Annotated in this window: 22 protein-coding genes and 1 tRNA gene; 5 read left to right on the top strand and 18 right to left on the bottom strand. The window is 41.9% G+C overall.

All coding sequences use genetic code 11. The annotated features are described in order from the left end of the window. Positions 1 to 1,083: a dual-specificity RNA methyltransferase RlmN gene (rlmN, locus tag AWM72_RS06420; RefSeq protein ID WP_067975052.1), complete on the bottom strand. Its 1,083-nt coding sequence runs from the start codon at positions 1,081 to 1,083 to the stop codon at positions 1 to 3. Between the two features lie 179 nt (positions 1,084 to 1,262). Further along, positions 1,263 to 2,411: an MFS transporter gene (locus tag AWM72_RS06415; RefSeq protein WP_067975049.1), complete on the bottom strand. Its 1,149-nt coding sequence runs from the start codon at positions 2,409 to 2,411 to the stop codon at positions 1,263 to 1,265. Between the two features lie 220 nt (positions 2,412 to 2,631). Here AWM72_RS06415 and AWM72_RS06410 point away from each other — a divergent pair, with 220 nt between their 5' ends. Continuing rightward, positions 2,632 to 3,903, top strand: coding sequence for an amidohydrolase family protein (locus AWM72_RS06410; RefSeq protein ID WP_067975046.1), 1,272 nt, complete (start codon positions 2,632 to 2,634; stop codon positions 3,901 to 3,903). A 206-nt stretch (positions 3,904 to 4,109) separates the two neighbouring features. Continuing rightward, positions 4,110 to 4,182: transfer RNA gene (locus AWM72_RS06405), tRNA-Lys, on the top strand. Between the two features lie 585 nt (positions 4,183 to 4,767). Here AWM72_RS06405 and AWM72_RS06400 read toward each other — a convergent pair. From AWM72_RS06400 to AWM72_RS06355, 11 genes are all read right to left on the bottom strand, one after another. Continuing rightward, positions 4,768 to 5,187, bottom strand: coding sequence for an ArpU family phage packaging/lysis transcriptional regulator (locus AWM72_RS06400; protein ID WP_067975043.1), 420 nt, complete (start codon positions 5,185 to 5,187; stop codon positions 4,768 to 4,770). A 90-nt stretch (positions 5,188 to 5,277) separates the two neighbouring features. Then, positions 5,278 to 5,664 (bottom strand): type II toxin-antitoxin system HicB family antitoxin, encoded by a 387-nt coding sequence (locus AWM72_RS06395; RefSeq protein ID WP_067971970.1) that lies wholly within the window; start codon positions 5,662 to 5,664, stop codon positions 5,278 to 5,280. A gap of 30 nt (positions 5,665 to 5,694) precedes the next feature. Then, a complete protein-coding gene (locus AWM72_RS06390) occupies positions 5,695 to 5,886 on the bottom strand; it encodes a type II toxin-antitoxin system HicA family toxin (RefSeq protein WP_067971975.1) in 192 nt (63 codons plus the stop codon). 304 nt (positions 5,887 to 6,190) lie between these two features. After that, complete coding sequence (locus AWM72_RS09410; protein ID WP_158444756.1) at positions 6,191 to 6,358, bottom strand: hypothetical protein; 168 nt, start codon at positions 6,356 to 6,358, stop codon at positions 6,191 to 6,193. A 14-nt stretch (positions 6,359 to 6,372) separates the two neighbouring features. Then, positions 6,373 to 7,185: a bifunctional DNA primase/polymerase gene (locus AWM72_RS06385; RefSeq protein WP_067975040.1), complete on the bottom strand. Its 813-nt coding sequence runs from the start codon at positions 7,183 to 7,185 to the stop codon at positions 6,373 to 6,375. Between the two features lie 313 nt (positions 7,186 to 7,498). Further along, positions 7,499 to 9,112, bottom strand: coding sequence for a hypothetical protein (locus AWM72_RS06380; RefSeq protein WP_067975036.1), 1,614 nt, complete (start codon positions 9,110 to 9,112; stop codon positions 7,499 to 7,501). 14 nt (positions 9,113 to 9,126) lie between these two features. Next, positions 9,127 to 9,423, bottom strand: coding sequence for a hypothetical protein (locus AWM72_RS06375; RefSeq protein WP_067975033.1), 297 nt, complete (start codon positions 9,421 to 9,423; stop codon positions 9,127 to 9,129). Positions 9,424 to 9,609: 186 nt separating this feature from the next. Then, positions 9,610 to 9,903 carry a helix-turn-helix domain-containing protein gene (locus AWM72_RS06370; RefSeq protein WP_067975031.1) on the bottom strand — a complete coding sequence of 98 codons (294 nt, stop codon included), beginning with the start codon at positions 9,901 to 9,903 and terminating at the stop codon, positions 9,610 to 9,612. A gap of 114 nt (positions 9,904 to 10,017) precedes the next feature. Further along, positions 10,018 to 10,335: a hypothetical protein gene (locus AWM72_RS06365; RefSeq protein WP_067975029.1), complete on the bottom strand. Its 318-nt coding sequence runs from the start codon at positions 10,333 to 10,335 to the stop codon at positions 10,018 to 10,020. A gap of 12 nt (positions 10,336 to 10,347) precedes the next feature. After that, positions 10,348 to 10,554, bottom strand: a complete 207-nt coding sequence (locus AWM72_RS06360) for a hypothetical protein (protein WP_067975023.1) — start codon at positions 10,552 to 10,554, stop codon at positions 10,348 to 10,350. A 102-nt stretch (positions 10,555 to 10,656) separates the two neighbouring features. Continuing rightward, positions 10,657 to 10,872, bottom strand: coding sequence for a helix-turn-helix transcriptional regulator (locus tag AWM72_RS06355; protein ID WP_067975020.1), 216 nt, complete (start codon positions 10,870 to 10,872; stop codon positions 10,657 to 10,659). 108 nt (positions 10,873 to 10,980) lie between these two features. On the opposite strand from AWM72_RS06355, the gene AWM72_RS06350 reads away from it, so the two are divergent. Together AWM72_RS06350 and AWM72_RS06345 are read left to right on the top strand one after the other, a co-directional pair. Next, positions 10,981 to 11,925, top strand: a complete 945-nt coding sequence (locus tag AWM72_RS06350; RefSeq protein ID WP_067975018.1) for a helix-turn-helix domain-containing protein — start codon at positions 10,981 to 10,983, stop codon at positions 11,923 to 11,925. 102 nt (positions 11,926 to 12,027) lie between these two features. Next, the gene (locus AWM72_RS06345; RefSeq protein WP_070486175.1) at positions 12,028 to 13,185 is read left to right on the top strand and encodes a tyrosine-type recombinase/integrase; all 1,158 of its coding nucleotides are present in this window, start codon (positions 12,028 to 12,030) and stop codon (positions 13,183 to 13,185) included. A gap of 291 nt (positions 13,186 to 13,476) precedes the next feature. Here the strand turns inward: AWM72_RS06345 and AWM72_RS06340 are convergent, their stop codons facing one another. Together AWM72_RS06340 and AWM72_RS06335 are read right to left on the bottom strand one after the other, a co-directional pair. After that, entirely contained in the window at positions 13,477 to 13,749 is a 273-nt protein-coding gene (locus tag AWM72_RS06340; RefSeq protein WP_067975013.1) for a type II toxin-antitoxin system RelE/ParE family toxin, read from the bottom strand. Further along, positions 13,742 to 13,993 carry a type II toxin-antitoxin system RelB/DinJ family antitoxin gene (locus AWM72_RS06335; RefSeq protein ID WP_067975011.1) on the bottom strand — a complete coding sequence of 84 codons (252 nt, stop codon included), beginning with the start codon at positions 13,991 to 13,993 and terminating at the stop codon, positions 13,742 to 13,744. Before AWM72_RS06335 ends, AWM72_RS06340 begins: the two co-directional genes overlap by 8 nt. A gap of 252 nt (positions 13,994 to 14,245) precedes the next feature. On the opposite strand from AWM72_RS06335, the gene AWM72_RS06330 reads away from it, so the two are divergent. Continuing rightward, positions 14,246 to 15,508 carry an NRAMP family divalent metal transporter gene (locus tag AWM72_RS06330; RefSeq protein WP_067975008.1) on the top strand — a complete coding sequence of 421 codons (1,263 nt, stop codon included), beginning with the start codon at positions 14,246 to 14,248 and terminating at the stop codon, positions 15,506 to 15,508. A gap of 101 nt (positions 15,509 to 15,609) precedes the next feature. On the opposite strand, the gene AWM72_RS06325 is transcribed toward AWM72_RS06330, so the two are convergent. The 3 genes from AWM72_RS06325 to AWM72_RS06315 form a co-directional block, all read right to left on the bottom strand. Beyond that, entirely contained in the window at positions 15,610 to 17,814 is a 2,205-nt protein-coding gene (locus AWM72_RS06325) for a glycoside hydrolase family 3 protein (RefSeq protein WP_067975006.1), read from the bottom strand. 165 nt (positions 17,815 to 17,979) lie between these two features. Continuing rightward, positions 17,980 to 18,891 carry a LysR family transcriptional regulator gene (locus AWM72_RS06320; protein WP_067975003.1) on the bottom strand — a complete coding sequence of 304 codons (912 nt, stop codon included), beginning with the start codon at positions 18,889 to 18,891 and terminating at the stop codon, positions 17,980 to 17,982. Between the two features lie 65 nt (positions 18,892 to 18,956). Then, the gene (locus tag AWM72_RS06315; protein ID WP_067974996.1) at positions 18,957 to 20,186 is read right to left on the bottom strand and encodes an oxidoreductase; all 1,230 of its coding nucleotides are present in this window, start codon (positions 20,184 to 20,186) and stop codon (positions 18,957 to 18,959) included. Positions 20,187 to 20,305: the final 119 nt, after the last annotated feature.

The following is a 20,305-nucleotide window of genomic DNA, read 5'->3' as shown; positions in this document are numbered from 1 at the left end:
CTAGGCCTTTTCTCTTTGCCGACGTTCCCGGCGTTTGCGTTCATACTGGCTGCGCAGTTGGCCACAAGCGGCTTCGATTTCCGTCCCGAATTCTTTACGGACCACACAGTTGATATTATTTTGCATCAAGACGTCGAAGAACTTGGTGATGGCTTCTGGCTTGGACCGGCGGTAGGGGTTCTCGGGCACTGGATTATAGGGGATCAAGTTAACATAGGCTAATTTTCGCATGGGTTTGAGAAGGTCAGCCAACTCTTGCGCATGCTCTGGCCGGTCATTAACGTCATCGATCATAATATGCTCAAAGGTCACCCGGCGATTGGTCAAGTCGGTATACTCATAGATGGCATCGAAGAGCTCTTCCATGGGGTATTTGCGGTTGATCCGCATCATGGATGAGCGAACCTCATTATTGGAGGCATGGAGGGAAACCGCTAAGTTGACCTGGATCCCTTCATGGGCAAATTCGCGAATCTTGGGCGCCAAGCCAGACGTTGACACGGTAATATGCCGGGCACCGATAGCCAGCCCCTTGTCATCATTCACAATGCGGAGGAAGCGCATCACGTTGTCATAATTATCGAAGGGTTCCCCAATCCCCATCACCACAATATGGGAAACCTTGTCTCCTTCACCACGGGCATCGAGATAGCGCTGGATGTACATAATCTGGGCCACGATTTCACCCGTCGTCAGGTCCCGCTGCTTGGGCAAGAGTCCCGAAGCGCAGAAACGGCAGCCGATATTACAGCCAATTTGGGTCGTCACACAAACCGACAAACCATAGTGGTGGTACATTAGAACTGTTTCAATCATCGACTTATCGGCCAATTGGAAGAGGAACTTGGTCGTCTTATCCTCAGCCCGCTGAACAATTTCTTCTTTTAAGGGACTAAAGTTAAACTGGTCTTCCAAGTCTTGGCGGAGGCTCTCAGAAAGATTAGTCATTTCTTCAAAACTTCCCACCCGCTTGCGGTAGAGCCACTGCCAAATTTGTTCAGCACGGAAGGCCTTCTCACCCATTTCTACAAGGCGCTCTTCCATTTCCTTTCGCGTCAGACCATAGATTGATTCTTTTGTCATGAACTGTCTTACTCCTTTTTTTAAATTGCTTCTAATTTTCCTCCCCATTATAACATGACTTACAGGGCAGGCGGGGTCTCTTAGAAAAGTTTAAGCTAAGTAAAAGAAAAAAGAGTCTGGAAGGAAAATCCAGGCTCTCAAAGGACTGACTCGCTTTTATTCTTATCGTTTGTACTGTATTAAGACAAATAAGTCTTCGTACTTAAACTAATCACTAAGCCAAGCATCAGAAGGGCCAAGGCCATCAACACAATAGCGCCGGAAGAGGAAGTGGCGAGTAGCCAACCGCCAACCGTTGAGCCAATCATAATGGAGAAATTAAAGGCGGCGGACTGGAGGGAAGTTGCTACCGCGGTTCCTTGACTAACCTGACGCGTCACTGCCGTTTGGAAGAGGGTGACCAGAGCTCCGAAGCCAAGCCCCCAGAGGACAAAGGCTAAGTGGTGGATACCTGTGCTCGACAGGAAGTAGAAACAAGCCATGGCTAAGGCTGCGCTGGCCAACATGCCTGCACAGACCCAGCGCAGGTAATGATCAATAAAAATACCGGCTAGGACAACTGACAGAATAGAACCGAGTCCAAAAAGAATTTGAGCCAGTCCGATTCCTGGATAATCAATTGCCTTCACTAAGTTCGTAATATAGGTGTAGACCCCATAGTTAGCCACGACAGCTAGAACAGTCAGGAGAACAACTAAAAGGACACCCTTATTCTTCAACATGGTCAGAGGGGAATTCGACCGCGACCGCTTTTCGCCCGGCACATGGGGCAGGAAGATCTGACAGAGGAAGGCAACTAGCGCAATGAAGATAGCCATGACAATGAACTCCAAGTGGAAAGAGAAGCGGGTCCCAATCCAAGTCATTAAAGGCAAACCCAAGCTCATGCCGACTGTTGTCCCAGCCATAATCACAGCAACTGCCTTCCCCTGGTCTTTTGGCTTCACTAAGCTCATTCCGTAGGCTGAAATCATAGGCCAGAGCGCACCGGCACAGATCCCACCTAAGATCCGAGCGAGGACAGCCAGCCAATAAATCGGTAGGAGCCCAATCACGAGATTAGCTAGGCAAAAGCCAATGAGGAGGAGCATGAGGAGTTTCTTCCGGTCCCATTCAACTGTAGCTGAAATAATAGGAATCCCGCAGAAGGCTGAAGCAATGGCGTACTGGCCAACAAAGCCACCTGCCTGGGCCTCCGTAATCCCAAACCCTTCCGCCATCTGAGGCAGGACACCCGAGGGCATTAATTCCGACAAGATGGCTATGAAGGTAATACTGGCCATTAAGATAAAGAGCGGCCAGGAAAAACCTGTTCTTTCTTGGTGCATATTCTTTTCGTCCTTTCATCTATTAACTTAAGGTCCATTATAGTTCAGCTGAATGTTTTGACAAGTCCTAAATGCGTCTTTCTCGTGCGAATTGGCGCAAGTATTTATTTCCTCATGTCAATTCAAGCAAAGTCACTGTCCCCTGAATTCTAAGACTTGATTTCAACTATATAAAGCCTTAAGCTAGGTTATAGATATCATGACAGGAGGTAATTAAACGATGTCAAAAAAATTTATCAATGCATGTATCTATAAGCACGATGATGCATCTGAAATCTTAGTTGAAGACGGAAAAATCAAAGCTATTGGGACCGACCTCGGTCAAGCTGACGAAACAATTGACCTAGCAGGCCGCTTGGTACTCCCCCCATATGTAGACTCCCACTTGCACTTGGACTACTACTTCACAGGTCAAGATCCTAAGGTGAAGAATGAATCCGGAACGCTTTTTGAAGCCATTGACTTGTGGAATGACTACAAGAAGGGCACCAGTAAGGAAGAAATGAAAGAACGGATCCGCCAAGCGGTCAAAGACGTAGCTGCTTACGGGACCCAATTCATCCGCGCCCAAACCGACTGTACCGACCCTAATCTCACCGGTATTAAGGCGGCCCTAGAAGTTCGGGACGAATTAAAGGATAATATCACCATCCAAGTCGTGGCCTTCCCCCAAAACGGGATGTTCTCCTATGAAGAAGAAGGCAAGACCGGCCGTGACCTCGTTGAAGAAGCCCTCCAATTAGGAGCCGACTGTGTGGGCGGGATCCCTCATAATGAATGGAGCCGCGAAGACGGTATGGCCTCCATCAAGGAAATTGTCCGCCTGGCTATTAAATACGACAAACTCATCGACGTCCACTGCGACGAAACCGATGACGACCAAGCCCGCTTCCTGGAAATGCTCAATGCCGAAGCCATGAAGCAAGGATATGGCCAAGAAACTACCGCCTCCCACACCTGCTCATTCGGTTCTGTCAACGACGCCTACGCCTTCCGCATGATGGGACTCTTCCGCCAATCCGGCTTGAACTTCGTCTCCTGCCCAACCGAAAACCTCTTCCTCCAAGGCCGCCAAGACACCTACCCTAAACGTCGTGGCCTAACCCGGGTGAAAGAATTTGTCGACAATGACATCAATGTGGCTTTTGGTCAAGACTCGATCGTTGACCTCTGGTACCCAGCTGGTTCCGGCAATATGATGAACATCTTAGACAACGGTATCCACGCCACCCAACTCATGCGCGAAGAAGACTTTCCACGCAATTTCGACCTCATTACCTATAACGGGGCCAAATTAATGCAATTGGAAGACAGCTATGGACTAGACGAAGGCAAACCCGCTAACTTCATCGTCCTCGATGCCCCTAGCGTCTTCGAAGCCCAACGCTGCCGGGTCGAATGCCTAGCCTCCATCAGAAACGGGGAATACCTCTTCGAAAAAGCTCCCCGTGAATACCAAACGGCTTTAGACATTGATCGGAAGACTAAATAAGCCTATTGCATCCAGAAATCAGCCAAGTCCAAGTGAGGGCTTGGCTTTTTTAATCGTTATTTCCCTCTCAAAAAGCCCGTAAAATAAAAAAGATTGGCACTTTATCAGCTGCCAATAAATTTTTTTGAAAAAAATAGCGAAAAAGACTTGAAATTTTCCTCAGATAGGCGTAAGATATATTTATCGTCATTGAGCGATAACGACACGGACCGTTAACTCAGTTGGTAGAGTAGCGGACTCTTAATCCGTCTGTCGAGAGTTCGAGCCTCTCACGGTCCATTGAAGTGTTTTAGACGATAACAAAATCGCCTAAAAACGTTGATATAATAGCATTCTTCGGAAAGTAAGAAATGCTTAAAAGCGGAACCCTCTAGATTTTATCTAGAGGGTTTTCTAGAGGGATTTAAACATGATTGAAGACTAAAGACGATATTTTTAATCTGCCCCCACCGCTAAATTAGTAAGTAAGCGCCTATTAAGTTAGGTGCTTTTTTTGTATTCATTTTGATTCATCATAACAAGTTTTAACAGGTTGCTGGTATCACTCAAACGCCTAGAAATATGTCAGGTTTTGTCAGGTTCTCACTATCCACCTTTTTCCACCATTTTTAAAATAACATTGAGGTTTTATGAGGTCCTTAATCCTTGTTAGTAACATGTAGCCTTCCCCCTTTTTTGGGGGCCGAAAAGGCTATTTTTTCTTTTTGTGGTGTCCACTTTGTCCGATTCAGCTTTTTAAGGGCGCCGATTCCGCCAACTTTACCGCTTCACTCGATTAGCTCACAGTTATCTAGAGATAGGAATCAACTTATACCAACATTTTAACTCTCTTTTCTAAAGATAATCTAGAGATAGCTCACACGTTTATTTTTTTACGACTAGTTCATCTTCACCTTGCCATAAAATTGCAAAATTTAATTTAGCTTGTCTTAATTGTCGGTAGAAAGAAGATGTTGCATAGCCTTCCCCCATTGCTAGGCCCTCTATGGTCGTTGTCCGTGGCCAAATATAACGCTGGTTAATTCTCCTGGCTTCAATAACGCTAAGAAGGTCTATAGTCTTATGAATGGCTTCAAGTCCTCGCCCTGCTATGTCTCTTAATCCAACCGTCTTAAATATGGTTTCGTCCCCTTGCACCTTCTGGGGACATGGCGCATAGTCATAGCTTGAAATAATTTGCGGGCCAATCCCCATTAGTCGCTTGCATTTGTGATAGTCGTTTAGTACCTCTTCAACATTCTTAATTGTCGCTTCTTCATCTAATTTCACACCTAAATTAATCACACTTACACGCTCCCTATTTATAATTTATTTTTATTATAACAAAAGAGCCAACTATAATTAGCTGGCTCCGTTCATATAAGCGTTATTTGATTAATGGATTCCCAATTCTTCTTTTAGGGCTGTTTGTAGAACACTAGAAAAGTTCACTGATTGGGCTTCAGCACTATCATTCAGCCATTTAGGGATGGTCAATGTCTTCTTAACGGCTTGATTGCTGGCACGGTCTAGGATTGGGGCTAGCCACACATCCACAAAAACGATTCTTCCTTTTTCGGCAACAATATCCATATTTGCCTCTGGGAAATCGATTCCTTTTTTAGCATAGACGGTTAATGTTCCTTCTAATACATCCTTCGCATTAATAACCGCCTCTTCAAAGCTTTCCCCATCAGTAAAACAAGCTTCAAAATCAGGGAATTCAGCATAATAAACATTATCTTCTTCTGTGATGATACAAGGGTAAATGACTTTTTTCATGGTGGGCCTCCTCTATAGAAGGACTCAGGGCTAAAACTTCAGCCCTGTAATCCGTTCAATACTCGTTAAAGTGCCAGAAGGAATGTCCTTCTTAGTGCATTTCACGGGGCACGTTTTGCCATCTTTAACATAGATTTCATGAGAACCTGTTGTATGGTCAAGTTGCCAACCCGCTTTTTTCATCACTTTAACGACTTTTCTGTAAGGTTTTGTTTTAGACATGTCTAACCTCCTTACACTTATTATTATACGTGTTATTTATACGTATGTCAATTGATTTAGTTATTTACTTAGACAATTAAGATACATCAGCCCTAGAATCCATTTTATCGCTCAAAACGCTATTAGTTACTCAGCTACATAAGTTTCAATAGTACCAATGACTAAATACCTTGCTAGCTACTCAATCGCCTACTACCTCTACATTAGCTCCTTTTAGCTTTTAAGAGGGAAAGACCTCCCTAGCTCATTTTCCTTCTGAATCCTGGCTAATTCTTCAATCGGGCAATGTAAATAAATCCATAATTTACGCTTTCTTTTCTTTAATCGCTTTTCGTATTTCATCAATTTCCAATAATTTAATGGCATATTCTCTTATTTCTTTGTCATTTAACTTCAATTTTTTGTTATAAATCCCTAGATACCAAACAATTTCCTCAAGTTCATCAATATCCCTAATAATAGATGGCCGCATTACTTCGCCTCCCTTCACCTATTTAATGCACTATTAACAGTCGCTTCCCACGCTTTAGCCGTGAACTCGTCCCCGTTCTTGACCGTCCCAATCACACACTTTAGGGGCTCTATAGGTTGCTTGCACGTCTTGGCATAGCTTACCGCCTTAAATAAGTCGTTGTTTCTCATGATGCTGGTACCGTTAATAATTCGCTCATATGCTCTCTTACCTTCGCCGTCCCCTGTTCGTCTACTAGGAATATAGCTAAAGTCATAGTTTTTCAATACATTCTTGGCGGAATATTTATCCATGGTCTGCTGTTCATAGTTACCACTTCTGCTAAAGATACGTTTTTCAAAGTCTCCCTTGTAGCAAATAGGGGCAACTTTATTTGACTGATACCGCCCGTTATTGGTCTTTGACCCGTCTAGCATGAAGTAATTATTGTCATGGGCTTTAATGTCCACATTCTCTAAATAACCTATATGTTGACTATAATTTATCCCCTCATTCTTTCTAAAGATAACATGACTTCCGCCGCTGGGCGTTGTTTGTTGCCAAGTCTTTTTAGCATTGGCCACAAACTCATCATAGTAAGGAATTAGCTTAATAGCTTCTAAGCCGTGTTTTTCGCTGTAGGTCTTAGGGGTATCAAAATCAACACACCATACCCCACGGCACAAGACCGCTAGGCCCTGCGCTTGCTTGTATTTGCTGGCATGGTAGTTAATAAATCCCTCTGTAATAGGTACATTAGCAAACTTCAACATTGGCATTTTTTCAATCATGGGAATAACTTGTATTCCAGTTTGTAACAATGACAAGGCACATTCATAGCCGTTCATGGGGCTATTCCTCCTTAATACTTATTTATTAGTTTTTTTAGTACATTCCTATCCATCCCTAGCTAAGGTTTTTAATGAATGGTAGGTTTAAAATGTTGATATATCAACGTTTTGAAACAATTCCTAACCATTTAACCATCCTAACCATCTTTTTCTTATATACACATACATGTCTATGTAAGCAACATGCAATAAAAAATAAGTATCAGTCAACAATAAATAATAGAATGATGGTTAAGATGGTTAGGGTACTGATATAGCAGCATTTCTAATAGTTAGAAGATGGTTAAACAAGGATAGGGAAGGATAGTTTTTACCCTTCCAATACCTGAAACATTCTTTCAAATAAATCTCGGTCACCTATTACATGAACTTTTGAATTTATTCCATCTATCCATTTTTGTTTGTTTGTTTCAACACCAATATCCTTAATATCATCTTGAGCTTTTTTATATTTAAGGCTTCCATAATCTGCTTTAATTGCCTCTTGTAGCCGCTCATCTTTAGCGTATATAAATTTCTGCTCTTTTATTACCCGCAACAATATTTCTTGGGTGTCCGTGAACTCACTCGCCTTATTCACATTAGCGAACGTGTAAGGCTTAAAATTGAATTGTCCCCCTTGTGCCTTCAGGTAATCTAAACTTGCTACCAGGAAGCTAAGCCCCGCCTTTTCGTTTGGTTTACCTTTAGGAGCAATCCATTGCCACCAAGGTGTAAAAGCCTGTTCGGTCTCTTTAGGGCTCTCCTGCTGTCTATCTTTTGGGGCAATATTTACCATTCGGCGCAAGTTCGCTTTAAGGTCTGTTACCTCAATTTTTTCATTGGTGTCTAGGATAAGCACCGCCTCACTCTTGAATGAAATTTGATTCGCCCCAATATAGCGCCCCGTCAATACTTCCCCTGTCCCTATTTTTCTAAGACTAGGCCATTGTTTAGAGGTGATTCGCCCTGTTTCGTTGAGATGAGCCACTTCAGCATCAAGAAAACGCATCAATACATTTTGCTTCTCAATGCTAGAACCATACAACAAGGAATCAGAATCAACGGGAACAACTTCATAGACTGATTTTAAGGCATGCATGAATAGCCCCTTACCTGTCCCCCCTTGGTCTTTGATTAGAAAAATCTTCTCTGCTGGCACTATGTCCATCTTTCTATACATCACATATGCAAAGAGAAGGCTCATGTTATGTAAACATTCGGGCTTGTCATTCATAAAGTCAAGGTAACCTTTAGCCCACTTGGTCTGTAAATCTCCCAATTCCACGTTGGAAAAATAGCTGGCCACAAGTTCCTTCTCCTGTAGCTGATATTTTTTCATTTCTAGGGCTTCAACATCATATAGCCAGCCCTTACCAGCAATCACATAGGGCATCACTTGATAGCCGTGTTCTTTTTCAAAGTGATGCTTAAACAGGTCTTCAAAGACTTGTAAGAAATCATCTATCGCTTGATTCCTATTAACACCATAATGGTTTTTGAATTGACCATCTGTTAGTTGAATATATGAATGGGGTTCGCTTAGTAACAAGAAGCTGTCTAACTCGTGGCTGTAGATAATTTTTTCAGAACATAAATCAGCAACAAACATAGCATAGGCATTAAATCCTTTAGATGTTTTTGCGACTTCATTTTCTTGGCCATCCTTCCGCTTTTCCGTGGTGATTCGACCGTAATATAAGCCCGTTATTCCCGCCTGTATGATATAATTAAGAGGAAGAGATTTAAAATATTTCCCATACTCAAAGCCTTTTGGCATATGGAACACGTCCCCAATATTTTCTATTGATTGGCGTGGACTCTTAATATCCGCAAAATAAATCTTGTTTAAAATATCTTTGATTCTCGCTAGATTGGGTGTTGTCACTCGGTCTAGTTTTTCTTTTATTTGAAATAATCTTTCGTATAGCTTTCTAGCTTCCAAACATGATTACCTCCTTAATTAATTCCTAAGTCCCCCAATAATGATTTAGTTTCTTTTTCATCTTCACTATTGAGCAACACACAATAGACGTCTTCTAAAACAGTTGCATAGTCAGTACAAATCATTTCAATAAATACATCATCTATTCTTTTGCCAAGCGGGGTTAATTCTTTTGCAATTTCAGAATCACACCCACCAATAAAAACAGCTTTCTGGGCTAGCTCCCTTAACTCAATCAATTTAATTAGTGGACTAATCTTAGTAGCAATTAATTTGTTCTGACTTGCTGTTAAATAATTTTTCTTTTCCATGGTTCAATTCCTCCTACCTACAAAAACCTACACTTTAAGCATAAGGAAGAATTGCTTACCTGCTCTTAAATTGATATACTATAAACAAGTCGGGCGCTATGGTGGTAGCTCCCTTTATTGCTTATCTGGCGGTAAGCAAGACTTCTTTTTCCTGGGCTTATGGGGTCTTTACCTCATAAGCCTTTTTTATTGGTATGGGTGCGCTCTGATAAAGTCATTTAATACTTTTCGTTCAATGTAAATTTTGTTGCCTAACTTGCTAAGGGGTAAGTCCATTTCTTTGTGCCACTTCTCTGTAATGGTGTTTCGGCTGGTGTTGTACATGCTACAAACTTCTTCAATCGTCAGCATTTCCCTAGTTACGGCACAATCCCGCTTAGCTTCTTCCATGGCATCACGGTAAATATAGATTAGTGATGCTTTGAGCTGGTTATTAAAGTCCTCGGGCAACTCAAACTGTAGAACATTGTTATTTGTCATTGTTAAACCTTCTTTCTAGTCTTCGATAGGCAATTGAATATAAAAATACCTTGCTTAGGTTGGTGAGTTTAATATTACTGATAGTTAGTCATTGCTATAGGCAAATATGGCATTCTATGACTCGATACCGTGAACATTCTTGAGTAGGCGTTTTGTTGCCTGCTCTTTTTGTTTCTCGGTCATCTTCTTGGGGCCACGTACCCCAACACTACCTTTAATCTCCCCTTCAATGGCTATCAATTTCCCAGTGTCTTCGTGGTAGACCTTGCGACTTGATACATCATCACTTGGAATAATTTTGTTCTCCCACTTCCTAGCATGTGGGGCGTGGTTGGTATAGATAAACCACTTCTTCAATTCAGCATCATAGGTTATTACCGTTTCGGATTCTGTTCGTGGACTTGGTCGGCCCTTGCTGGTCTTAAATTCCAATTTTACGCCTCCCTAATTCTGGTACAGTTCATCATCTTGAATAATCTTATCTCCTGTCACCTCCTCATAATGCTGGGCCTGTAAATAATAATCATCATTACCCGCCTTATAACGCTCTAGGTAAACATGGTTGCTGTACGCCAACAAGCCATACAGAAACAAAAATAATATTGCCGTACTGGCTATAAAAAGCCCTAAACCCTTTAATGTTGTCTTCATAGTCTCACCTCCTAAAAGAAAAATGATTATGTTTTGTAAGTAGTTGTTACATACACACTTACTAATTCAGCCGTGGGGGCTAGTTCCACATAAATAAAGGAATCATTTCCCAACTTTATGAGTAAAAAAAATTTGATCAATTGTCAACTTCTCATCTATTTTATGAAATAAAGATAGAACTATAATTTTTTCCTTATCTGTAAAAGCTACACGGCCTTTTTCTTTCATGTAATAAGATTGTCTTGAAATTCCTAGTTCAGAAGCCATGTCAGCCTGGGTCATACCTAAAGCATTCCTATATCCTTTTAAAAGATTCATTATTTCACCTCCTGAAGTTGGGAAATGATTCTACCCTTGACATTAGTATAATTGCCACTTAGAATAATGTCAAGAACCATATCCCAACATTTTTTAAAGGAGATTATTATGACTGTAAAAGATAATGTTCCAATAGGGAATAGAATTAGGAATATACGGTTAGAAAATGGTCTAACCACTGAGCAATTTGCCGAATTATTTACCCCACCAGCATCTAAAGGAACAGTTAGTAAGTGGGAAAATGGAAAATACTTACCAAATAACAAACGATTAAAAACTATAGCCGACTTAGCTGGCATCACGGTAGAAGAATTATTACATAATAACAAATATAGTTATGAAACTATTGAACAGCTACTAAGTGATGAAGAAAAAGGAATCGCCTTCCTTAATAATCAATTTTCTAAATTATTAACGGAACATATAAATAATAACTTTAGTAAAGTTATCGAAAAAAATAATTTTGAATCTATGGATTACTTAAATGTTAACCGACAAGCTAACAATTTTTTAAAGTTATGGGCTATATTAAAAAACACCTATCGTTCAGAAGTTCAACTAACTGAAGATGATTTAAAAGGCAATGCTACACACCAGCATTCAATCATTTACGATAAAAAACTTTCTGAAGTTGCATATACAAGGCTATCTAAAGAAATAATTTGTTTGTATAAAGAAAATCAGCAAGTAAGCGAACCTTTATTTTATTTAGTAAATGAAAAAAATGAACATCTAATTGAGATAATTCAATACTTAACAAATATTGTAATCAGAATTTTCCTTATCGATAATATTGGGGAAGGCATTGACTATCTTCTAAAAAGGATTATTTCCAGTGCTCAATTGGATATAAACAATCTGTTTGAAGTTAAAGACCATCCTGTTATTTTTCAATCTAATATCATTCAAAAAAAAGAAGACTTTAATAATGCTATAAACTATGAAACATACAAGAATATCCAATCAAAACTAAATGATATAAAAAAATATATTACACTTAATTTAGGCTCTGAATATGATAAGAAACAGATAGAGACCCAACAAGACAACTAGACTATATAACTTATAAAATCTTAGTATTTTTTAGTCATACACCTAACATACACACTTACTAATTCAGCCGTGGGGGTAGATTTAGGAAGGAAAATGTTAGATATGGCAACGTATGAAAAATATACAAATTCTAGGGGTGAATTTTGGTCAGTCCGTGGCTATCTCGGCATTGAGGAAGCCACTGGCAAACAAAAGACGTTAAACAAGCGGGGTTTTAAGACAAAAAAAGAAGCACAAGACTATTACAAGCGTTGTCTGCTTGAGTTCGACAACGGCATGATTCATGTGCTTTCTAAGAATATGAAGTTTAGTCAAGTATATCATGAGTGGTTAGAAATTTATCAAAACAATGTTCAAGAATCCACTTTATCAAAAGTTCAAGATGCTTTTAGGCTTCATATTCTGCCAGCATTCGGGAATTGTCTTATTCATAAGATAACGCCCCAACTTATCCAAACAGAATTGAATGACTGGCATAAACAGTTTAAGGGCTATCGCAAAACCTATAGCTATTTTAAAAGAGTGATGAAATTTGCCTACAGTAGAGGTTACATTAAAGAATTAGTTATTGATAAGGTCATCACGCCTAAAAAGAAACTTAAATATGAATGTGACAAGAAGGATAATTATCAATTCTACAACGTTGAAGAGTTGCGCCAGCTCATGAAGATTTTAGAAGCACAAGAAAGTCGCAAATGGCATGCTTGCATTCGCACCCTGGCCTATACTGGGCTAAGACGTGGGGAAATTCTAGCACTCACTTGGAACGACATTAATTTTACCAATAAGACATTGACCGTTGATAAGGCTGTTGGCCAGTGTAACGGCAATGACCTCTATATCAAAGAGCCTAAGAATGACAATAGCTATCGCACAATCAGCGTTGACGACATCACATTGAATGTTCTTAGACGCTGGCGGGCTGAACAAAGTCAATGGCTGTTAAAGTTTGGCTTTAAGCCCCTGGGCAAGAATCAACTGGTATTCAGCAACACTAAAACTAATGGATTAATGAACCTAACCGCCATCTATACCGCTTTTAAGCGTATATGTGAACTAAATGATTTCAGATTTATCAAAATTCACGGGCTAAGGCATACCCATTGTTCCCTGCTCTTTGAAGCTGGGGTTCCTATGAAAGACGTGATGCAACGCCTGGGACATGGGGACGTAAAAACCACCATGAACATCTATACACACGTCACTGAACAATCCGAACGCAAAAGCGCCCAACTGTTTGCAAGATATGCTAATTTTTAGCGCATCTAGAGGGATAGCTAGAGGGATTGGGAAAAGACAAAAAAATAACATTCTAGAAAGTCCGCTATATCAACGATTCAAGCACTTTGTAAAGTGTTCAGTAATAGACCCTCTCACGGTCCATCGTCTATAAACAGCGTGATAACAAGCTTTTGAAGGTCTTGTTGTCACGCTGTTTTTTTATATTTCTAAATTTATGTACGAGATTTTGTACGAATGTGAGAAAAATTCACCGCCATCACGACTAAACAAGTAAATAATCGCCTATTCATTTATGTGCTCTTCAATCAACTAAAATAATTGATCATGGCTTCCTAGCCTGGTCAAAGTTATATTCCCTTCTCGATCAAGATAGATAATTAAAGTATCTCCATCTATATGAATTTCTTTATAGCCTCGCCATTGCCCCTTTAAATCATGCAAGCGATAGTGATTAAATAAAGCATTTATTTCATTGCGGGCAATTAGACGTATAGCCTGATCAATTTTTGCCATCGGATAATGTTTCTTCTTATAACGTTTATAATCTCGCTTAAAAGCACTGGTAAATTGAAGCTTAGTCATTTAAAGCCTCTAACAAATCATCGACATTGTCAAAACTTTGAAGGCTTCCGCTCTCTGCTTCGGCCCGCGCTTGTCTATTCTCAATCTGCTTTTTGGTTGCAGGCCTAAAAGGTAACTCCCCGCTATTCACGGAATACTTAATAAACAAAGTAATCGCTGTTGTCAGATCCAATCCCATTTCTTGAAAAGTTTCTTGAGCTTGTTCCTTTAAGTCATTATCAATTCTCATATTAATTCGAGCCATATAAACCCCCTCCTTCAGCTTGATTATATCCCATTGTGCTTACAATGTAAACAAATTGATCAAGCATGTGAATTTTTACAGCTTCTCCCTTTCTATCCATCTCCCAGCCCATTTTTTTCGCTAAAGCACTAATTATTGACGAGTTATTAGCCTCTTAACATTAGATTAGTGGTTGTTTTCAGAAAAGTTTTTCTTTATACTTTAGAAACTAATTCAGAGTATTCTGAAAAATTAACGTTAGGAGAACTGATTATGTCCGAACTCGTTACAACAAATCAATCAACCTGGTCCAGCAAGATCAAAGCGATGGGTCCAGGGATCCTCATGGCCTCTGCCGCTGTGGGGGGATCGCATATTGTATCTTCAACCCAAGCTGGGGCTTCCTATGGTTGGTCGCTCTTATTGCTGGTTATTCTAGCTAATATCTTCAAGTATCCCTTCTTCCGCTTTGGGGCAGAATATACGGCGGAAACCGGTAAGACCCTGGTCGAGGGCTACGCTGAAAAAGGTAAGTTCCATCTCTGGGTCTTCTTCATCCTGAATGTCTTCTTTGCCCTGGTCAATACAGCAGGCGTTGCAATTCTTTGTTCAGCTATTATCGCCAGCGCCTTCCCTATGATCACTCTGACCATCACCCAGTGGTCCATTATCCTCATCAGCCTGATCTGGGCCATGCTTCTCTTTGGGGGCTATAAGTTACTGGATGGGATGGCCAAGTGGATCATGTCCGCCCTGACCATCGCTACCGTCCTAGCTGTCATCATCGCTGCCATCGAACACCCTGAGTACAGTGCAGACTTTGTGGAACGGACACCTTGGCAGCTGGCCGCCCTCCCCTTCATCGTCTCCCTGGTCGGCTGGATGCCTGCGCCGATTGAAATTTCCGCCATCAACTCGCTCTGGTCAGCCGAGAAGCGCAAGACAGTTGACTTTAATACGGAAGATGCCCTCTTTGACTTTAACGTTGGCTACATTGGAACCGCCATTCTGGCCGTCTTCTTCGTGGCCTTGGGTGCTCTTATCCAATATCCGACTGGCCAAGCTGTTGAAGCTGCCTCCGCCAAGTATATTTCGCAATTCGTCGGCATGTATGCTTCCGTTCTCGGTGGTTGGTCCCGCTACTTGATCACCTTCATCGCCTTCCTCTGCATCTTTGGGACAGTCATTACCGTTATCGATGGCTATTCCCGGGTGAACGAAATCTCCCTGCGTTTACTTCTGAATAAGAAAGAATCCGGGAAAAATGCGCTGAATATCTGGATGACTCTGACTGCTATTATCGGTCTGATCATCATCCAATTCTTTGCGGGACAGGTGGCCACCATGCTCCGCTTCGCCATGATCGGTTCCTTCCTCACCACCCCCTTCTTCGCCCTCTTGAACTATCTCCTGGTCACCCGTGAGAACCAAAATCTCCCCAGCTGGCTCAAAGCGCTAGCCATTGCTGGACTAGTTTTCCTCTTTGGCTTTGCCCTCTTCTTCATCTATGCCCTCCTTATTGGTAAGGCTGGCTAGGAAAAATAAAAATAACGGCCAATAATTAAAGCCGCAGCTAAGTATAATCTTAACTGCGGCTTTTTGGCTATCGAAAATATTATTGATGAACATTGCTTTCCCTATTTCTCCTCATAGGTCAAGCCATAACCATATTCGTACACATTGCCCTGGCTATCCTTGTAAGCATAAGGGATGTCCATATGCTTCTCTTTATCATAGCCGGGGACGTCGTTTGGCGAGACGGAGACGCCATTGTCGTCAACCTCAACTGCGGCATTGTTGGCTGGCAGGGTCAGCGGCAACTTCCCTTTGGCTTCTGCCCGGCCGGTTTGAACGTCCAGGATGGCTTCTAGATAGGTATCGAAGCTAGCGGTCAGGGCATCGGCTAGTGGTTCCACCTGGTCCACAATGAAAGGCATGTCAAAGTTAACGTTAACTACCAATTGGTCGACCTGGTCGCGGATGTCTTTCAGGTGGTCGATATCCACTTCCGTCTCTTTGTGGACTTGCAGGTCCAGGTAGTCATCGGTGGCCTCGAAATAGGAACCAGAGACTGGTTCAGCGAAGATGAGGGCGATATCGGCCTCCCGGTAGTCATTCACGATATCCAGACCTGGGAAGCTTTCACCAACCTTTTGGCGGAGGTCCGCATTATATTCTTCCAAGGACTTGGCTTCGCCTTCTTTGGCCTTTTCAGGGTCAATTTCCTTGGTCAAGACTTCCACATAGACTTTCTTCCCTTTGACCTGGTTTTCTTTGAGCGGAAGGGTTTGGTCGGTATTCTTGAGGACGACCACCGAGTCATGGTGGGCTTCTTGGGCAGTTTCAAGACTTTCGGGAGTCCGCAGCTTGCCATTGGCCCCCTCCACCTCGACATAAGGATCTTCAAAGAGGCCCAATTGGAAGAGCTCCGTCAAGCTTTCTACTAGGCGTTGGTTGACCGTATTCTCATCCACCTTGCCTGACTCAATAGCTTCCTGGAAGACTTCGACTTCATTGGTCCCGGAAACCACGCTAGAACCCGCTTGGAGCATCTTGGCTGCCCGGTCCACCTTGTCCAGATCTTCAGCACCCCAGGCCATCTCATCGAGGACTCCGGTATCGGTATTGATGTAGCCCTTAAAGCCCATCTGGTCGCGCAGGAGCTCTTGGATGAACTGATGGTTGTAGGCAAAAGCAATCTCCTCCTCAAAGTCTCCCTTGAAAGGTGCCTGCGGGGTGTAGGACTTCTCATTAGAAGGAATGGCATAGTAAGGCATGATAGAGCTGGTCCCCGCATCAATGGCTGCTTGGAAAGGAGGCAGGTGGTAGGTCTCTAAGCTGCCTTCCGTCGCATAGATATTGAACTTGCCTTCTTCATAGTGGGGGTCAAAACCATTCTCACGGGCACCTCCGCCTGGGAAGTGCTTGGTCGTTAAGGCTACACTATTCTCATTCAAGGCTTCCCCTTGATAAGCAGGAATAATCTTTTGGATGTAGTCACTGATCTGGTCAGGATTCTCCCCAAAAGTTCCATATGTCCGGTACCAACGCGGGTCGGTCGCCGTATCCACCATGTACATGTAGCCCTTGCGGATGTTAGAAGCGAGGAATTCCTGGTGGCCAATCTGGGCAAATTCTTCCACCCTATCAAGATTATCGCCGGCAGCTAGGCCCAGGGTCCCTGGGAAGCGGGTAAAGTGGTGGCTGTCGCTCTCCGCATTAAATTTAGCCTTATCGTTCTCATTGCGGGAGTTGGAGGCGACAATGACTGGAATGCCTAAGGGAGTTTCCTCAGCCACTTCCTGAAGGGTATTCACCCAAGTCGCAATGTCTTCCGCTGACTCGTCCTCGCGCACAATGAAATGGTGGATGTGCTTGTCATTGATCATCACGGAAGTTGGATACTGGGTCTGCCCCTTGAAAGGCCCCTCTTCATGGACCTTCTCTACTTCGAGCAAGACCCCATCATGACTGGTTTCCTCCCCTTCCTTGGCCGAGATCCCCATGGGCAGGTCATAGATTACCATCTGGCCCGCCTTCTCAGCTGGAGACATCAGAGACACCAAGTTCTCCGCCCGCTCTTCAGGCTTCAAACGCCAGTCCTCATAAGGCGTCAGCTCGCCATCCTTATTCAGGTCCTTAAAGTCCAAACCATCCACCCTAATGGTCTCCACCGACCGAGCCTCCAAGTCACGCTGGTCCGTCTCCGACTTGTAGGCCGTCTCTACTTTGAGCTGGTCGCTTGCCTGAGACGAGGCCTGCTCATCCGACTTCAGCGGCGATGCCTGGCAAGCCGCCAAAAGCATGGCACACGCCGAAACAAGAAGCAATGATTTCTTCATAACAATTCCTCCGTTCAAGATAATGATATTATTATAATATAGCGCTTACATGAATTGCAAATGAAATAACAAGGAATAATTATAGAAAGAATAAGAGCAAGTAATAAAAGAAGAGAAAGATTGCCAAATTCTGACAAGAGTCTTTATTGATAATCAATCCAGGCTCTATTTTCCAACCCTTTTAAGGCCTTGATTTAAAGCTTCAACGAACTCATTTTCCAACTGCATGAACTTTCTTTTAGGATTTGAAATCCAGCCTAGAGCAAAGTGGTCTGGATAGATATGTGATAAATCAAAACTCAGCAAATCATCCATAACTATTCGATTCAGATTGTTATTGAATTGAGTATCTCGAATCACGGATATGGACTGATTATTTCTCAAGGTATCGAGCACTAGCTTAAAAGCCGTTGTGCGAATAGAAACTTTGAGGCTGCCATACTTCATTTCAAAAAATTTAACAAAATCATCAATATATTCATCTTTAAACAAGACAAACTTTTGTGCTTTTAAATCAGCGATACTAATTTCTTTTTTCTTAGCTAAGGGATGGTCTTTCGACATGTAGAGTCGAAATTGGGCAGGAAGACAGTAAGTGAACTTGAGATTTTGAAGTAAGGCATAGTGGGCTTGATTAATAACAATAAAACCTAAGTCCAGCTCCTGATCCTCTACGGCTTGAATAATATCTTTTGTATTTTCTTCGACAATACTTAATAAAAAATTGGGATTCTTCTTTTGAAATTGATTAATTTCATAGGCAAATGGCGCGAATAGTTCATTAGAAACCCCTAGTTTAAAAGATAAAAATTTTTCATCCTGTAGCTGTCTAGCTTCTGCTTTCAAATTACTCATAGCTTTTAAAACTGATTGAGCATGGTCGACAATCCTCAAACCTTCTATTGTTGTTCGGCTCCCATTGGTATCACGAACAAACAGTTTTAAGTTTACTTCTTCTTCTAACTGGTCAATCGATTGGCTGAGAGCAGACTGTGAAATATAAAGATTTTTTGATGCTTTAGAGATGCTTCCAGTCTTAGCAATTTCAACAATATATCGCAACTGATCAAGGTTCATTTCGGCCCCTCCCCATAAAAAATTCACCCCCATTATAGCATGGAATGGAGGTGAATCAGTGAAGGCTAGTTTTTATTTAGGTGATCTAAATTATATTCCGATCCTGTTCCGTCTTTAAGCACTGACTTGTCGAGACTCTCCCCTTCATGGAGATGGTAAATAGACTCTCTACCTGGTAAGAAGGGGTACATATTAGGATCTGAGAAGAGATTAATCAGACCTGGAGTTAGTTGGGAAACTTTAACTTGTTCGGGTGAGATTTCATGAATAATCTCTTCACTCCGCCCCTCAACTATCTTTTGCCCAAATTGGGGATCAATCAATGTCGCCCGTCCTACAGCAATAAGATCTGTATATTGGAGGGCATCTTCAGCATCAGCCTCAGACATCACATTACCGACAATAATCTTTTTCGTATCTTCAGCAATCACATCGTCAAAAAGCTCAGCATAGGTTTTCTCCTCGCCCGCTGGCTTGCTATTATAAGCTGGTAGAGAAAGGTGAATATAGTCAAATTCAAAATTTTCCGTTAAGTAGGCAACCAATTGCTTAGCCTCCTTATAATCATAGCCTACTGTTTCGCCATGAATTTCTTCTGGTGAGATACGATAGCCGACAATAAAATCTTTTGGCGCCGTTTCCTCCAAGGATTGAAAAACACGTTCAACAAGAGTCACAATAAAACGCATTCTATTTTCTAAATTTCCGCCCCATTTATCTTGACGGCGATTAGACCATTTTGAGAAAAATTGTTGAAGCAGATAGTGGTTGGCCCCATGGATTTCAATACCATCAAAACCACAAGCTACTGCCCGCTTAGCTGCTTGGACAAAGTCATCAATGACTGCAAAAATATCAGCTTCCGTCAGCTCTTCCACTTCATAATCTAAAAAGCCAAAATCAAACGAAGATGGAGCATAGACCTTCTCCCCTTGCTGAGCACGCCAATTCGATTCTCGTCCCGAATGCGCTAATTGAAGAATGGCCTTATTACCATCTTTCTTAAGAGTTTGAGCAATCTTAGTCATACCTTCGATGTAAGAATCATTGTAAAAACCGAGTTGTTCCCGATCATCTGCCCATGAACGCGATGGTCCGCCTGCAAAACTTACATAACTATATTCTACAATCACCATTCCTGCAGATTGTGAGCGCGCACTGTAATAATTAAGAGTGTCCTCTGTTACATACCCATCATTCTTACCAGAGTTAGTTAACATTGGGGGTTGCACAATGCGATTATTTACCTGTGCCCCATGACGAAAAGTAATCGTATCAGTTAATTTTTTTGACATCCTTTTTACCTCCTATATTTTCTTTAATCTCAGTTTATCACATTGTTTGTGATTAAAATAACAAGTTAAATTGAAGGGGGATTAAGCTGTACTTATAACTACTAGAATGTAATATTTCT

The organism is Aerococcus sanguinicola, from assembly GCF_001543145.1.
In the GTDB taxonomy this organism is placed as follows: Bacteria; Bacillota; Bacilli; order Lactobacillales; family Aerococcaceae; genus Aerococcus; species Aerococcus sanguinicola.
Note: the sequence above shows the minus strand (reverse complement) of the source record. Positions and strands in the feature narration are given on the sequence as shown.